This is a genomic window from Hyalangium gracile, assembly GCF_020103725.1.
GTDB lineage: Bacteria > Myxococcota > Myxococcia > Myxococcales > Myxococcaceae > Hyalangium > Hyalangium gracile.
The window spans coordinates 105,725-120,750 of record NZ_JAHXBG010000013.1; the positions used below are offsets into that span (position 1 = coordinate 105,725).

The 15,026-nt window shown below is 68.6% G+C and carries 12 protein-coding genes; 7 read left to right on the top strand and 5 right to left on the bottom strand.

What is annotated here, in order from left to right:
- Positions 1 to 11: 11 nt before the first annotated feature.
- Positions 12 to 2,078, top strand: a complete 2,067-nt coding sequence (locus KY572_RS25860; protein ID WP_224245634.1) for a peptidylprolyl isomerase — start codon at positions 12 to 14, stop codon at positions 2,076 to 2,078.
- 10 nt (positions 2,079 to 2,088) lie between these two features.
- On the opposite strand, the gene KY572_RS25865 is transcribed toward KY572_RS25860, so the two are convergent.
- The 3 genes from KY572_RS25865 to KY572_RS25875 all read right to left on the bottom strand — a co-directional run bounded on the left by KY572_RS25865 (position 2,089) and on the right by KY572_RS25875 (position 4,424).
- A complete protein-coding gene (locus KY572_RS25865) occupies positions 2,089 to 2,691 on the bottom strand; it encodes a hypothetical protein (protein WP_224245635.1) in 603 nt (200 codons plus the stop codon).
- On the bottom strand, positions 2,688 to 3,113 hold the full coding sequence (locus tag KY572_RS25870; RefSeq protein ID WP_224245636.1) for a hypothetical protein: 426 nt from the start codon (positions 3,111 to 3,113) through the stop codon (positions 2,688 to 2,690). The genes KY572_RS25865 and KY572_RS25870 overlap by 4 nt, the downstream gene beginning before the upstream one ends.
- 189 nt (positions 3,114 to 3,302) lie before the next feature.
- A complete protein-coding gene (locus tag KY572_RS25875; RefSeq protein WP_224245637.1) occupies positions 3,303 to 4,424 on the bottom strand; it encodes an HD domain-containing phosphohydrolase in 1,122 nt (373 codons plus the stop codon).
- A 248-nt stretch (positions 4,425 to 4,672) separates the two neighbouring features.
- Here KY572_RS25875 and KY572_RS25880 point away from each other — a divergent pair, with 248 nt between their 5' ends.
- The 4 genes from KY572_RS25880 (at position 4,673) to KY572_RS25895 (ending at position 8,845) form a co-directional block, all read left to right on the top strand.
- Entirely contained in the window at positions 4,673 to 5,674 is a 1,002-nt protein-coding gene (locus KY572_RS25880) for an NAD(P)H-dependent amine dehydrogenase family protein (RefSeq protein ID WP_224245638.1), read from the top strand.
- A gap of 19 nt (positions 5,675 to 5,693) precedes the next feature.
- Positions 5,694 to 6,143, top strand: a complete 450-nt coding sequence (locus tag KY572_RS25885; protein WP_224245639.1) for a MaoC family dehydratase N-terminal domain-containing protein — start codon at positions 5,694 to 5,696, stop codon at positions 6,141 to 6,143.
- Positions 6,143 to 6,796 carry a MaoC family dehydratase gene (locus KY572_RS25890; protein ID WP_224245640.1) on the top strand — a complete coding sequence of 218 codons (654 nt, stop codon included), beginning with the start codon at positions 6,143 to 6,145 and terminating at the stop codon, positions 6,794 to 6,796. The genes KY572_RS25885 and KY572_RS25890 overlap by 1 nt, the downstream gene beginning before the upstream one ends.
- A gap of 201 nt (positions 6,797 to 6,997) precedes the next feature.
- Positions 6,998 to 8,845 carry an acyl-CoA dehydrogenase gene (locus KY572_RS25895; RefSeq protein WP_224245641.1) on the top strand — a complete coding sequence of 616 codons (1,848 nt, stop codon included), beginning with the start codon at positions 6,998 to 7,000 and terminating at the stop codon, positions 8,843 to 8,845.
- Positions 8,846 to 8,929: 84 nt separating this feature from the next.
- On the opposite strand, the gene KY572_RS25900 is transcribed toward KY572_RS25895, so the two are convergent.
- Complete coding sequence (locus tag KY572_RS25900; protein ID WP_224245642.1) at positions 8,930 to 9,424, bottom strand: protease; 495 nt, start codon at positions 9,422 to 9,424, stop codon at positions 8,930 to 8,932.
- A gap of 169 nt (positions 9,425 to 9,593) precedes the next feature.
- Positions 9,594 to 10,673: a M35 family metallo-endopeptidase gene (locus KY572_RS25905; RefSeq protein ID WP_224245643.1), complete on the bottom strand. Its 1,080-nt coding sequence runs from the start codon at positions 10,671 to 10,673 to the stop codon at positions 9,594 to 9,596.
- A 243-nt stretch (positions 10,674 to 10,916) separates the two neighbouring features.
- Between KY572_RS25905 and KY572_RS25910 the strand changes: the two genes are divergently transcribed.
- Positions 10,917 to 13,631, top strand: coding sequence for a TonB-dependent receptor domain-containing protein (locus tag KY572_RS25910; RefSeq protein ID WP_224245644.1), 2,715 nt, complete (start codon positions 10,917 to 10,919; stop codon positions 13,629 to 13,631).
- 42 nt (positions 13,632 to 13,673) lie between these two features.
- The gene (locus KY572_RS25915; RefSeq protein ID WP_224245645.1) at positions 13,674 to 15,008 is read left to right on the top strand and encodes a hypothetical protein; all 1,335 of its coding nucleotides are present in this window, start codon (positions 13,674 to 13,676) and stop codon (positions 15,006 to 15,008) included.
- The last annotated feature ends 18 nt before the right edge of the window (positions 15,009 to 15,026 follow it).

Genomic DNA, 15,026 nt, shown 5'->3' on the forward strand with positions numbered 1-15,026 from the left:
CGCCGCCCCTCATGTCCCTCCGGTCCGCTCGTGTCTCCGTCTGCCTGCTGCTCGTGGCCAGCCTGCCGGCCTGCTTCCGGAACGTTCCCCCGGTCCACGTGGGGGACTCCGAGGCGATGGCCCGCATCGCCGAGTGGGAGGATCGCCGCTCGCTGGGAGAGGGGCAGCTGATCGCGTGGGCCCAGGGCGAGCGGGGCGCGGCGGTGCGAGCGCGGGCCTTGCGTGCACTCGCTCGGATCCAGGATCCCTCGACGCTCGAGGTGATTCTCGCGGCACTCACCGCGCCCGAGTTGGAGGTCCGGGACGAGGCCTCCTTCGCGGCGGGTGAGCTGGGGCTCTCCTGGGAGCCGCTGCCGGATGAGGTGAAGGCCCGGCTGACGGAGGCGCTCCGGGCGGCCGAGGCCACGGAGGCGGAGCCCGTCGTGCGGCGGACGCTGCTGGAGTCCTTCAGCAAGGTAGCGACTCCCGGGGCGGTGCAGCGCCTGATCGAGCGGCTCGGGGATACGCGGGAGGGAGTGGCGGGTCGCGCGGCGCTGGCGCTGGGCGTGGCCGCTCGGCGGGGGGCCTCGCTCGCGGATGTGCCCCTGGAGCAGGTGGGGCCGCTGCTGGCGGCGGAGCAGTCTCCGGAGACGCGCTATGGCGCGACCTATCTGATCTCCTACGTCCGGCGGCCTGCCGCGCTCGAGCTCCTGCGCAAGTGCGTCTCGGACGCGTCCCCGGAGGTCCGGGCGATCTGCGCGAAGGGCTTCGCGGAGGTGGGCGGGCAGGAGGATGCGACGTTCCTGGGGCGGCTGCTCGGGGATCCGGTGGCTCGCGTGGCGGCGGAGGCGGCGCGCTCGTTGGCGAAGCTCTCCACGGGTTGCAGCGGCTCGTGCGCCACGCTGGAGGCGCTGCGGACCTTGAATCGCCAGGCGGGAGCCGTGGCCGCGGGAGATTCCGCCGCGGGGCATGCGCTCCTGGCGGTGGCGCAGCAGGGGCTCCCTCCCGCCGGGCGGCCGGTGCTGGAGCAACTGCGGCGCTCGCTTCGGGAGGCACCTCGAGGTGGCTCGGAGGTGGCGCTCGATGATGTGTCGTGGCTCGACTGCCGTCTCGCGGCCGCGATGGATCGCCAGAGGGGTGTGCTCGCCGAGGTGCTGACCTGTGGCTTCGATCGGATCCCCGAGGCTCGGCGGCTGGCGGTCGGTCTGCGCGAGGTGGGCCAGACGCCGGGGCAGGGGGGCATGCGCGAGGCGGTGGCCTGGCTGCGGCATCCGGACACGCGGGTGCGTGCGGCCGCGCTGGAAGCCCTGGGAACCCGGCCCGTGCCGGAGGCGCTGGAGCCCCTGCGGGCTCTGATGAAGGGAGAGGATCTGGTGGTGGCCGCGGGGGCGGCCATGGTGGTGGGGAAGATGAACGCGGCGGAGGCCCTGCCCGAGGTCCGCGACCTGGCGGCTCGGGTGCCGCAGGAGACGGACATGGCCGAGTCGGTGGCGGGAGCGCTGGTGGCGCTGGTGGGGAAGGAGGCGGAGCCAGTGTTGCGGACGTGGCTGGCGCATCCTCACGCCAACGTGCGCCGCGTGGCTGCCGAGCAGCTCACCCACCTGACAGGCCAGCCCGTGCGCTCCGCGCGCGTGGAGCTACCGCCCGAGACGTTCCGTGCGCCCGAGGCGCCCAAGGGAGCGAAGCTCACCTTCCGCACACGGAAGGGAGACTTCACGGTCGCGCTGGACACGCGAGAGGCGCCGATCACCTCGGGCAACCTCTACGCCCTGGCGCGAAAGGGCTACTTCCGCGACGTCACCTTCCACCGCGTGGTGCCGGACTTCGTCGCGCAGGGAGGCGATCCGCGTGGGGACGGGGAGGGCGGTCCGGGTTACTCCATCCGTTGCGAGATGACGCGCATCCCGTACCAGCGCGGAGTCATCGGCATGGCGCTGTCGGGCAAGGATACGGGGGGTAGCCAGTTCTTCTTCACGCACACGCCCCAGCCGCACCTCGATGGCCGCTACACCTCCTTCGGTGAGGTGGTGTCGGGCATGGAGGTGGTGGACGCCCTGCTGGAGGGAGACGTCATCCTCGAGGTGCGTGCGCAGCCCTGACGGGCGCGACTCAGGGCAGATTCGCGAGGTCGTCATCGAAGAGCGCGTCGAGGAGTGTCGCTTCTTCCCGTTCTCCGATGTGGCTCACTCGAATTCCAGGCACCTTGACGTTGGCCAATTGCAGAGGGAAGGGTTGGTAGCCCAGCACATGCTCCACCAGCAATGCGAGCTGCGCCGTCTGCTCCCTGACTTCTTCGAGCGGTTCAAACGAGAAGTGAAGGTCGCGGTGTTGCCGGTGCTCCACCCTCGTGGTTGTGCAATAGGTTACGTAGAGCGGAGCCAGGATGCTGGCAGCAGCCGCCACCTGGATGACCCATCTGGCGCCGCCTGGTAGAGGGCGCTCCACATAGACACAACAGCGTCGGCAGGCCTTGCCCCACGGCTGCGTGCAATCCGCGAAGCTGTTTCCGAAGGGGCCACGCAGCTCTCGCAGCAACTCCTTCCACTCTGGCCACACCAGCGCCTGGGTCCATGCCGCGCGCCACCGGGCATACTCAGGCGTGCGTTGGTAGGGATGCAGCTCCTGAGAGTAGTCGTCCGTCCTGACCGGAAAGCCCGAGGGGTAGTAGTTCCGCGCGAGCTGGATGAGTCCTGCCTCTGTCAGGTCCATCATGGCGTGGGCTCTGAAGCGGTCGTGATCCCAAAGGGCACGATCTCGACACCCTCGGTCCTGCACTCGCCCACGGTAGCGCCCGCGATCTGGGTCCTCAACATGGGTTCGTAGACCCCTCTGAACTGTGTGCACAGCACCGCGAACATCTCTCCCGGGTGTGCTTGCGAAAGAACCATGCGGGCGGCACGGTTGGCCATGGATGCTGCGGCAAACCGAGCCGCCTCCAGCGGGATCTCCCCTTGCTTCATGTTCCTGATCGGGACGCCGACCTCGAACTTGCAGACCGTTCTGGCCTCGGAGTCGCCGTGCTTGATCTGGGCATGGATGCAGACCGCGCGCCAGCCGCCACTGGGGAGACTCGGGTCATCGTCCGCGACCACGTCCCGGAAGCGGAAGTACTCCGGCGTGATGACGCCCACCACGGGATTGGTCCCGGGCCTGCCTCGAGCGCAGGCCATTCCGCCGCATACGCCGAGCAGGCCCAGCAAGAGGAGTAGGCGAGAGGGCCGGGTGTATCCTGCGAGGTTCATCCCGGAGGAGCATAGCTCGGTCATCGGAGCGCTCGGGCGCGCCGGGCTCCCGAGGCACCTGCTGTCTCCCGGAGCCCTGGCTCAGGTCCCGGTGGCTCGCGCGTGCGGCTGCGTGGTGGCCATCGGATGCGGCAGGTTGCTGAACCGCTGCAGCTCCTCGGCCTCCATCGCCTCCACCTGGCCGCGGATGCGCGCCCACTCCGAGTCCGGGATGCGCAGGAACGCCGCCGCGAGCGCCGGATCGAACTGCGTTCCCGCGCAGCGGCCGATCTCATCCCGCGCCACCTGCAGCGGCCGGCCCTTGCGGTACGGCCGGTCCGAGGTGATCGCATCCAGCGTGTCCACGATGGCGAAGATGCGCGCGCCGATGACGATCGCCTCGCCCGTCAGGTTCGCCGGGTAGCCCTTGCCGTCCCAGCGCTCCTGGTGCTGCAGCACGATCAGCGACGCGTCGTGCAGGTACGGCATCTTCGCCAGCATCCGGAAGCCGAACTCCGGGTGCTTGCGCATCTCCACCCACTCGTCCGGCGTCAGCGGCCCGGGCTTGAGCAGGATCGAGTCCTTCACGCCGATCTTCCCGATGTCATGCAGCAGCGCTCCCTGCTCCACGACGTCCAGCGCCGCCCCCTGCAGCCCGATCTCCTCCGCCAGCCGCCGCGCGTACAGCGACACGCGCCGCGAGTGCCACTGCGTCTCCGTGTCGCGGTAGTCCAGCGCGCTGATCAGCCCGTCCAGCAGCCCCGTCGTGCGCTCCACCACCAGCCGCTCGAGATCCCGGTTGATGGCCAGCAGCTCCGCGTTCTTCTCCGCCACCTCGCGCGTTAGCCGCTCGTTGGCGTCCACCAGGCGGTGGTGCTCGAACGCCTGCCGCACGCTGCTCGTCAGGTCCGCCAGCGACCAGGGCTTGCCCAGCAGCCGGAACACCTCGCCCCGGTTCACCGCCTCGGACGCCGTGCGGAAGTCGGCCGCCGCCGTCAGCATCAGCCGCACCGCTCGCGGGTTCTTCTCCCGCAGCGCCGACAGCAACTCGATGCCGTTGAGGTACGGCATCATGAAGTCCGTCAGCACCACCTGGAACCCTTCCTCACGCGCGGCCTGGACGGGATCACTGTGAGTGACGACCTCGTAGCCCTCGGATTGGAGGATGCGTGAGAGCGCGGCCAGGATGCGCACGTCGTCATCCACCACGAGGATGCGGTCCATGAGATGGGGTTCTCCAGCAGCAAAGTCTGGAGAGGGTTATACACGCCTTCCCTCCGAACCAGACAGGGGGGGGCTATGGCCCACTGGACCCAGGTGCAGGTTTCCAAACCCGGGAAACTGCTGGCAAATAGCCGGCTGCCCACGTCCTTGACAGCCACGTCATGCTTGCCTGTCCGCCGGGGGGTGGTTTATGGTGCGCGACGGCGCTGAAAATGAGGCTAACCCCTTGAATTCTGGAGAGTTCTCCGATGGCTAGAGCCCCCGCAGGGCCGGTCCCGGTGGTGGTCATGGGGCTTGGGTTCATCGGGCAGGAGATCGCTCGCGCGGCGCTGGCCTCCGCCGAGGTGGAGCTCATCGGCGCGGTGGACACCAGTCCGCAGATCGCTGGCCGTCCGCTGGCGGACGTGCTCGGACAGCCGACGCCGAAGGTGAAGGTGGCCGACTCGCTCGAGCGCGCGGTGGGCCGCCGCAAGGGCGTGGTGCTGCTGCACGCCACCGGCTCGCGCCTGGCGCAGGTGATGGATCAGATCCTGGCCGCGGTGAAGCTCGGCGTGCCGGTGGTCTCCACCTGCGAGGAGCTGGCCTTCCCCTTCCTCAAGTATCCGGAGCTGGCCGAGAAGCTGGACCGGGCCGCCCAGAAGGCCGGCGTGGCCGTGCTGGGCACCGGCGTCAACCCGGGCTTCGTGATGGATCGCCTGGTGGCCACCGCCGGACAGGCGTGCGGCCCGGTGCGGCGCGTGTCGGTGACGCGCGTGGTGGATGCGCGCACCCGGCGCGAGGCCCTGCAGCGCAAGATAGGCGCGGGCCTGACGGAGGAGGAGTTCTTCTCCCTGGTGGACAAGGAGCAGCTGGGCCACGTGGGGCTGGTGGAGTCCGCGGCGCTGTGCGCCCTGGGGCTCGGCCTGGACTGTGACGACTATGAGGAGGAGGTCGCGCCCGTGCTGGCCGAGGAGGACATCACCGGCGGCGCCTTTCCGGTGCGAAAGGGCCGGGTGGCCGGCATTTTCCAGTCCGTCGTCGGTTTGGAGGATGAGCAGGAGCGGGTCCGGCTGGAGCTGACCATCGCCGTGGGGGCCGACGAGCCCAAGGATCGCATCGAGATCGACGCGGACCCGAAAGTTGTCGTGGAGATTCCAGGGGGAGTGGCGGGCGACAGGGCCACCGCGAATACGCTGGTCAATGCCGCCCCACGCTTGACGGCCGCCGAGGCCGGACTGCTGACCGTGCTCGAGCTGCCTGCCGGTCGCTAGAGAGATTGAGGGAGGGGATATGCTGGACAAGAACGCGATTGGTCGCTCGTCGCCGCCGACGCTCAACGAGGTGGAGAAGGGCTCCATCCGACGCTTCGCGGAGGCGATCGGCGACTACAACCCCATCTATTACGATGAGGAGTACGCCCGGGCCTCCGGCTACCCGACCATCGTCGCGCCGCCCACCTTCCCCGCGTCGTTCCACTCGGCGGCGGACCTGCGCGAGCTGCTCGGGGTGGGCATCAAGAGCCTGCTGCACGCCGAGCAGGGCTTCGAGTACGAGCGGCCCATCTTCGCCGGGGACCGCATCTACGTGGCCACCAAGGTGGCCGACGTGCTGGAGCGCAGTGGCCCGGCCGGGAAGATGGACGTGGCCGTCATCGAGGACGAGGGTCGTGACGAGGAGGGCAACCTGGTGTTCCGCGCCCGCCGCACCCTGATCGTCCGCGCAGCGAAGGAGAACGCCTGATGCCCGCGCGCAAGCTCTACTTCGAATCCATCCGGGTGGGCGATGAGCTCCCGGCGCTGGCCAAGGCGCCGGTGGATCGCGTCCAGCTCTCGCGCTACGCGGGGGCCAGCGGGGACTACAACCCGGTGCACGTGGACGAGGTCTACGCCAAGAGCGTGGGCATGCCCTCCGTGTACGCCCCGGGCATGCTCATCATGGGCATGCTGGGCCAGCTCATCAGTGACTGGGCCCGCGGCGGCCAGCTGCGCCGCTACGGCGTGCGCTTCATCAAGATGGTGTGGCCGGGCGACACCGTGGTCTGCAAGGGCCGCGTCAGTGACCGGCACGGCACCGGCGGCCGCTACTTCGTCGAGATCGATCTCTGGGCGGAGAACCAGCGCGGCGAGCTGCTCATGAAGGGGCAGTCCGTCATCCAGCTCTTCTACTCGCTGGAGGACGAGAACCGGCAGCGCTCCGGCCAGTCCCCCATCGTCGTGGAGGTGCCGCGCGAGAGCATCCTCGCTCCCCAGGCAGGCGGGCAGGGCGAGGGCTCCGAGACGGAGGAGACGGGCGCCAAGAAGGCCCCGAGCAACGCCAAGAAGTCCGCCAAGACGGCCACCGCCAGCCCGACGACGCCCGCGCCTGTCGCGGCGGCCAAGAAGCTGAAGAAGTAGCACCCAGAAGTCTGGCGCATGGCTCACCCCTGCGCCGCCGGGTTCCGGACACGCCGGTGGGGGTCGTCTGCCCACCGCACGACGCGTGGCGTCAGTTCGGGTTGACTCTCGAATCAATCGACGTAAGACTTTTCCTGTCTCACTGGGCGCCGCTGACCATTCGTGTGGCCGGGCAGCGAGCCCCTCATGACGGGAGAGGCCATGTCCGCCGGAATCAACCACTACAAGACAGATCTTCGAGAGCTCTTCTTCACCCTGTTCGAGCAGTTCGGCTTCGGGCAGGTGGCGGGACAGGTGCCCTTCGAGGCCTGGGGCCCCGACGAGGCCAAGGCCGTCCTCCAGGAGACCTACCGGTTCTCCAAGGAAGTGCTCGGGCCCTTGAACACCACGGGCGATCGCGAGGGCTGTCGCGTGGAGAACGGCACCGTCCTCACGCCCAAGGGCTTCAAGGATGCATGGAAGCTGCTCTGGGAGCAGGGCTTCAAGACGGTGGGCGTGGCCACCGACCATGGCGGCCAGGGCGCGCCGATGATGCTGCAGGTGGCGGTGGAGGAGATGCTCTGCGGCGCCAACGCGGCGTTCAACATGTACCCGGGGCTGACGTTCGGCGCGGCGGAGCTGCTGGCCGAGTGCGGCACCGCGGACCAGAAGAAGAAGTACGTGGAGAAGCTGCTCAACGGCACGTGGGGCGGGACGATGTGCCTCACCGAGCCGCACGCGGGCTCGGACGTGGGCGCGGCCAAGACGACGGCGCGCCGCAACCCGGACGGCACCTACAACATCCGCGGCACGAAGATCTTTATCTCCGCGGGCGACCATGATCTGGCGGAGAACATCATCCACCTGGTGCTGGCGCGCGTGGAGGGCGCGGCGCCTGGCACCAAGGGCCTGTCGCTGTTCATCGTGCCCAAGCTGCGCGTGGGCGCCGACGGCGGCTCTGGCGAGTCCAACGACGTGAGCCTGGGCTCCATCGAGCACAAGATGGGCATCAACGGCTCGGCCACCTGTGTGCTGAACTTCGGCGAGAACGACAAGTGTCTCGGCGAGCTGGTGGGCGGCGTCGAGCACATCGGCATGAGCCAGATGTTCAAGATGATGAACGGGGCTCGCATCGCCGTGGGCATCCAGGGCGTGGGCCTGGCCTCGGCGGCCTACTTCAACGCGCTGGAGTACGCCAAGGAGCGCAAGCAGGGCGGCCACTTCACCAAGTTCAAGGATCCGACGGCGCCGCGCGTCTCCATCATCGAGCACCCGGACGTACGCCGCATGCTGCTGGAGATGAAGGCGCACGTGGAGGGCATGCGCGCGCTCATCATCAAGCTGGCCATGCACACCGACAAGGCCAGGCAGATGGCCGGCAAGGACGATGACCGGGCCGCCTACCACCGCGGGCAGGTGGAGGTGCTCACGCCGCTGGTGAAGGCGTACGCGTCCGACCAGGCCTTCCGGCTGACGGCGCAGGCCATCCAGGTCTACGGCGGCGCGGGCTTCATCAAGGACTACCCGGTGGAGCAGTACTGCCGCGACTCGAAGATCTTCTCCATCTACGAGGGCACCAACCACATCCAGGCGATGGACCTGGTGGGCCGCAAGCTGGGCCAGGCCGGCGGCGCGCACTTCCAGCAGTTCATGGAGGACGTGGGCGGCTTCATCGAGGCCAACCGCGAGCACAAGACGTTCGGGGCCGAGGTGAAGCAGCTGGCGGCGGCGCAGGAGGGGCTCATGTCGAGCGCCATGGCGCTGCTGGGCTGGTCGCAGGATCCGGCCAAGGTGCCGCTCATCCCGCTGTCGGCCAACCGCTTCCTGCAGATGATGTCCGAGGTGGCGGTGGGCTGGCTGCTGCTGGAGGCGGCGGTGCTGGCGGAGAAGTCGGCCGAGAAGCTGTCGGCGACGGATCCGGACCGGGCCTTCTACGACGGCAAGAAGTGGAGCGCCCTCTGGTACGCCCGCAACGTGCTGCCCAACGTGGAGCAGGCCGCGCGGCTCATGGCCCAGGAGGACTCCTCGCCCATGCAGATCCCAGACGCCGCCTTCGCCGCGTCGCTGTAGCCACTGGAGCGAAGCCTTCCACCACGGCCACTCGGGTCTCCACCCGGGTGGCCGTCGTCTTTTTGAAGCACCGAGCCGGGCGGCTCAGGGCGCGACGATGGTCGTCTGCACCTCGGGGCACTCCACCGGCATGGCGCGGTGCTGCGCCAGGGGACGGGGCACCTCGGACTCCTGCGCGGTGGCATCCATCAGCGGGCCCCGGTAGGCGATGCGGTAGGTGCCCGGCTGCGAGAAGTCGTAGGCCAGGGACGCCTCGATCGCCAGCTCGGCCTCGCCCTTCGTGTCGGCGGTGCTCGCGGGAACGGAGGCGTAGTCACCCGCTGATGGATCGCCCCGCTTGATCATCGGCCCCTGGTACTGGACCTCGACGCCGTCACGGGTGATCTCCAGGAACCTGCTGCGCGGCTGCCCCTCGAACGGCGAGCGCCACTTGAGCACGTAGAGCGTCTGCGGCGTGGGGTTGCGGATCCGGAAGGTGACCACCACCGGCTCGCCGACCTTCAGCGTGGGGGGCACGCTCGCCTCGCACTGCAGGGCGGCTCCCGCCTGGAGCCCCTCCGTCCCCGTGGGGGCCGTCATGTCCGCTCCTTCCTTGTGTGATGCACAGCCGCCGCCGCCGAGCGCTAGGCAGCACAGCGCGATCCAACCGACATGTCCTCGAGTCATGAAAAGCTCAACCCCTGGAAAAAAGAAGACGGGAGCGTCGCCGCCCCCGCCTCCGTGTCACTTCGGATGCCGCCGCGCTTCGTCAGTTCTGCGCGGGGGTGTTCTCGGCGAAGTACTCGTGGCTGTCCGCGTTGGCCAGCGCCCGCTTGGCGTTGGTCTTCGCCAGGTTCTTGCAGGCGGTCTGGCCGTAGGCGTGGTCATCCGTGGCCGCCACCACGTTGAAGTGGCTCATCTCATGGACCAGCGTGCCGGCCTTCGAGTCCGTGCCCGTGGTGGGCGCGTTCCAGAAGGCGTTGCACACCCAGATCTTGTACGGCTGCGTCGGGTAGACGTAGGCGTAGGCGCTGTCCGTGCAGGCGCAGGTCACGACCACCGCGGCGTTGTTGAAGGCGTTGTTGATGGCCGAGAAGTGGCTCTTCGCGGTGTTCCAGTTGGCGCTCGAGAAGGCGCCGAACCACGTGGTGTAGCGCGGGGTGCCGCTCGGGGTGGTGTTGGTCAGGTAGGCCAGCGAGTTGGCCGCGTACGTCTTCGCGCTGCTGAAGCCCGAGCTGATGGCCGAGGTCTGGGTGCTGCTGCAGCTGGTGGTGGACAGGCCGAACGCCGTCACCTCACGGCCACCGGCCTCCTCCGGCAGGACGTGGGGGCGGCCCTCGACCCACACGTCCACGTTGTTGGACGTGAACTGCGCGGCCTCGCCGTGGACGCCCTCGGCGTAGGCGATGGAGTAGCTGCCGGTCTGCTCGAACTCGTAGACCTCCGACAGGTTCACGGTGCGAGTCACGCTCTCGCCCGCGGCCAGGGTGAGATAATCCTCGGCCTGCGGAGCCGCCCACTTGTAGTGACGGCCGAGGTAGCGCGCCTCGGCGCCGTCGCGGGTGATGTGGAACAGCTCGTTCTTGATGCCGTCCACCGGCGTGTTCCGCTTCAGCAGCCGCACCGGGTGGCCCGAGACGTTGGTGAGGGTGACCGTCACCAGCACGTCATCCTTGGCCGCCATGGAGGAGGTGCCCGCGGACACCTTCACCGCTACGTCACCGGCGACTGCCTCGGGCGCGAGCACCTCGCGCGTGTCGCCGGACTGCTCCTCCGGTGCGCCACAGGCGCTCAGCAGGGAGACGCCAACGATTCCTCCGACCAACCAGCGACGAGAGGCCTTCATCATGGGGGATTTCCTTTCGGGGGATGCACTGCGGATAAGCCCTGAGGCAGGACCTTCAGGGCAGCTCAGTTATAAGCCACAACGATGTAATCCAGCACCTATTTTGGTTTCGCCGGAATCCTTGAGAGTCGTTGCTCGTGACGGAATCGCCCCCAAGTTGTCCATGGCGTGTGACGTGGCTGACAAAGTTGGAGCGTAAAGAAGCGCCCGGTTTCGGCTCCCCACAGCGGCGGAGCTGGAGGGTTCATGGGTCGCTTCCAACTGATTTCGGTTCTCGTTGCAGTCAGCAGTACCGCCCTGGCGCAGGAAGGCTCGGGCCTTCGCGGGCGGCTCACGGACGCCAAGACGGGTGAGCCGTTGCTGGTGTGTCCGGTGTCGGTGATTGCCGGAGGAAACATCACCGTCGACACCGATCTGGAGGGCAACTACGAGCTGGCCCTCCCGCCGGGGAAGTATGACGTGCGCTTCTGGTGTGACCAGTACGAGGGTGTAGACGTCAAGAACGTCCAGGTGGCGCAGGGCTTCATGACGCGTGACATCGCGCTCAAGCCGGTGGAGGGCGCGTTCGTCGAAGAGGTGGTGGTCATCGGCACGGTGGACACCAAGAGCGAGAGCGGCCTGCTGCTCCAGCGGAAGATGGCCAACACCGTGCAGGACTCCATTGGCAGCGAGCAGATCTCCCGCTCGCCGGACTCGAACGCGGGCGACGCCGTCAAGCGCGTGACGTCCGCCACGGTGGTGGGCCGCAACGTCTTCCTGCGCGGGCTGGGCGGGCGCTACGCCGCCACCGTCGTCAACGGGGTGTCGCTGCCCAGCACGGACCCGGACGGACACCAGGCGCCGCTGGACCTGTTCCCCAACGCGCTCCTGTCCACGCTGACGGTGCAGAAGACCTACTCGGCGGAGATGGGGGGCGCCTTCGCGGGCGGCGTGCTCGGCATCGAGACCAACTCCTACCCCGCGACGTTCCAGACCCAGGTGAAGCTGTCCCTGGGGGCCAACTCCGAGTCCACCTTCCACTCGCGCCGCAGCTACGCCGGCGGCAGCCTGGACGCGCTGGGCTTCGATGACGGGAGCCGGGGACTGCCCGAGAGCGTCCCCGAGGACCGGCCGCTCACGACGCGCGATCCCCAGGCCGAGCAGGTGAGCGAGAGCTTCTCCAACGTCTGGAGCAGCCGGAAGTCCGCCGGCCTGCCCAACGGCAGCCTGAACGTGTCGGTGGGCAACACCCACCAGTGGAGCGGGGGACGCGCCTTCGGCTACCTGGCCAGCGCGACCTTCTCCCGGAGCGCCGCCGCGACGAACGCCGATGTCCAGACGTTCCGCATCGACGACCAGGATCTGATCCCCAAGGACATCTACAGCTCGGAGTTCGGCGCCACGAACACGAACCTGGGCGTGCTGCTCAACGCCGGCTACCAGCTGGACGCGCTGAACGACGTGAGCATGCTGGCGCTCTTCAGCCGCTCGACGGAGGACTCCGCGCAGGTGCTGCAGGGCTTCTCCGACACGGACGGCGCCGACTTCGACGCCACGCGCCTGAAGTTCTCCGAGCGCATGCTGAGCTTCAACCAGCTCCGGGGCACGCACCGCTTCGGCGCGGACAGCTCGGTGGTGCTGCGCTGGCAGGGCAACGTGTCCGTGACCCAGGCCGAGGAGCCGGACACCCGCGACCTGATGTACCTGGAGGATGAGGGCGTGCGGCGCTTCCGCCAGGCCGCCAACAGCGGAGAGCGCTTCTTCTCCCACCTCCAGGACACCAGCGGCGGCGCCAGCGCCACCGTGAGCCTCCCGGTGGGGCCGGCGGAGTTCAAGGTGGGCGGCTCGGCGCAGCTGTCCAAGCGCTCCTTCGATGCGCGGCGCTTCGCCTTCATGTTCGTCGGCGAGGATCCGGCCCTCCTGGCCCTGCCGGCCGAGGAGCTGTTCGGGGCGGAGAACATCGGCCCCTCGGTGCTCGCCGAGGAGCGCACCTTCGTCACCGACCGCTACGACGGGAACCAGGCCCTCTATGCCGGCTTCGTCAACGCGGAGCTGCCGCTGATGGAGCGGCTGCGCGCCACGGCGGGGGTGCGGCTCGAGGTCTTCTCCCAGCGGCTCGAGTCCGGCAGCCCCTTCGCCCAGGGCCAGGTGCCCGAGGCCACGCGCCGCACCACCGTCAACCCGCTGCCCGCGCTGAACCTGGTCTACGCGGTGACGGACAAGGCGAACCTGCGCGCCGGCTACAGCTTCACGGTGGCCCGGCCCCAGTTCCGCGAGATCGCCCCGTTCCTCTACTACGACGCCATCCGCCGCCGCAGCGTGAGCGGCAACCCGGACCTGGTCTCCTCGCGCATCCACAACGCGGACCTGCGCTGGGAGTGGTTCCCCACCGAGAACGAGGTCTTCTCCGTGGGCGGCTTCTACAAGCGCTTCCTCGATCCCATCGAGCAGGTGGTGGTGAGCTCCATCCAGGGGGATGTGGGCTACCGCAACGCGGACCGGGCGGATGCGCTGGGGCTCGAACTGGAAGGCCGCGCCTCCCTGGGCCGGGTGAGCGAGGCGCTGCGCTCGCTGCGCGTGGGCGCCAACCTGAGCCTCATCTCCTCGCGCGTGAAGCTGGGCAGCCAGCAGCAGATCAGCACCAGTGAGAGCCGTCCGCTGCAGGGCCAGTCTCCCTATGTGGCCAACGTCAATGTCGGCTACCTGCAGGAGTCCTGGGGCACCGAGGTGACGCTGCTCTACAACGTCTTCGGGCGGCGCATCTCGGAGGTGGGCTTCAACCGCCTGCCGGACACCTACGAGCGGTCGTTCCACCGCGTGGACCTGACGCTCACCCAGCGGCTCTCCGAGGATCTGCGCCTGAAGCTGACGGGCACCAACCTGCTCAACCAGTCCGCCGTCTTCCAGCAGCTGGGCACGGACGTCTTCCGCTACCGCCCCGGCCTCACGGCCACCGCGCAGGTCGAGTGGACGCTGCGCTGACTTTCCTTCGAAACCCCGCAGTACCTTTCAGATGGAGCAACGATGCGATCGATGAAGATCTGGGCCTGCGTGTGCGCGCTGTCGGCGCTCGCGGCCTGCGGTGAGGACGACACGACGGACAACACGCCCCAGGGTGACGTCTGCGCCCAGGGCCAGGAGGTCTGCGAGGTCACGCAGGACATCACCTCCGACACCACCTGGACGAAGGACCACACCTACCTCCTCAAGGCCAACGTCTTCGTGAAGGGCGCGACGTTGACCATCGAGCCCGGCACGCTCATCCAGGGCCAGTCCAACACCTCGCTGGCCATCACGAGCAGCGCGCGGATCGACGCTCGGGGCACGGCGGCGGCGCCCATCGTGTTCACCAGCGCCATCGCTCCGGGCTCGCGCCAGCCGGGTAACTGGGGCGGCCTCGTCCTGCTGGGCAAGGCGCCCATCAACGTGCAGGGCGGCGTGGACAACATCGAGGGCTACCCGGAGAGCGAGGACACCCAGTACGGCGGCACCGACGCGTCGCACGATTGCGGCACCGTCCAGTATGCCCGCATCGAGTTCGCCGGCTTCCGCCTGGGCGGCAACAACGAGCTGAACGGCCTGACGCTGGGCGGCTGCGGCTCCAAGACGGTCATCGACTACGTGCAGGTGCACCGCGGCCTGGACGACGGCGTGGAGATGTTCGGCGGGACGGCCTCGCTCAAGCACATCGTCATCACCCTGCCGGACGATGACGGGCTGGACTGGGACCAGGGCTGGACGGGCAAGGCCCAGTTCGTGATCGTCCAGCAGAGCCGCCTGCTGGGCAACCACGGCATCGAGGCGGACAACAGCGCCTCCTCTCCGAACGCGCTGCCCCGCTCGAACCCGACGCTGTGGAACGTGACGCTGGTGGGCTCGGATCAGCCCAAGGGCAACGCGGCGCAGACGCAGGGTGGCGCCATCCTCCGCGTGGGCACCGCGGGCAGCATCAACAACTCCATCATCAGCTACTTCAATGACTTCGCCCTGGACATCAACGGACCGGACTCCATCGCGCAGGCCAGCTCGGGCGGCCTGACGGTGAAGAACACCACCTTCTGGTCCACCAAGCTGATGTACGACGCCACCACCTTCTTCGTGAAGTCCTCCAGCGACGGCGGCGACTTCAGCGAGTGGTCGCGGTTCGGCACCGAGGCGGAGGCCACCAACAGCGTGGCGGATCCGAAGCTGAGCAAGGCCCTCTACAAGGCGGGCACCGCGCCGATCTTCAAGCCGGACGCGGCCCTCACCGGCGCCACCCCGCCTGCGGATGGCTTCTTCGACACCAGCGCGACCTTCCGCGGCGCGGTGGGTGACGTCAACTGGCTCGAGGGCTGGACGGCCTTCCCGGAGAGCTGAGGCTCTCGCGGCGGTTTC

What these genes read in the sequence shown, in the direction of transcription:
- KY572_RS25860 (WP_224245634.1), top strand. Translation starts at nt 12, where the DNA reads ATGTCCCTCCGGTCCGCTCGTGTCTCCGTCTGCCTGCTGCTCGTGGCC.
- KY572_RS25865 (WP_224245635.1), bottom strand. Translation starts at nt 2,691, where the DNA reads ATGATGGACCTGACAGAGGCAGGACTCATCCAGCTCGCGCGGAACTAC.
- KY572_RS25875 (WP_224245637.1), bottom strand. Translation starts at nt 4,424, where the DNA reads ATGGACCGCATCCTCGTGGTGGATGACGACGTGCGCATCCTGGCCGCG.
- KY572_RS25880 (WP_224245638.1), top strand. Translation starts at nt 4,673, where the DNA reads ATGGCTAGAGCCCCCGCAGGGCCGGTCCCGGTGGTGGTCATGGGGCTT.
- KY572_RS25885 (WP_224245639.1), top strand. Translation starts at nt 5,694, where the DNA reads ATGCTGGACAAGAACGCGATTGGTCGCTCGTCGCCGCCGACGCTCAAC.
- KY572_RS25890 (WP_224245640.1), top strand. Translation starts at nt 6,143, where the DNA reads ATGCCCGCGCGCAAGCTCTACTTCGAATCCATCCGGGTGGGCGATGAG.
- KY572_RS25895 (WP_224245641.1), top strand. Translation starts at nt 6,998, where the DNA reads ATGTCCGCCGGAATCAACCACTACAAGACAGATCTTCGAGAGCTCTTC.
- KY572_RS25900 (WP_224245642.1), bottom strand. Translation starts at nt 9,424, where the DNA reads ATGACGGCCCCCACGGGGACGGAGGGGCTCCAGGCGGGAGCCGCCCTG.
- KY572_RS25905 (WP_224245643.1), bottom strand. Translation starts at nt 10,673, where the DNA reads ATGATGAAGGCCTCTCGTCGCTGGTTGGTCGGAGGAATCGTTGGCGTC.
- KY572_RS25910 (WP_224245644.1), top strand. Translation starts at nt 10,917, where the DNA reads ATGGGTCGCTTCCAACTGATTTCGGTTCTCGTTGCAGTCAGCAGTACC.
- KY572_RS25915 (WP_224245645.1), top strand. Translation starts at nt 13,674, where the DNA reads ATGCGATCGATGAAGATCTGGGCCTGCGTGTGCGCGCTGTCGGCGCTC.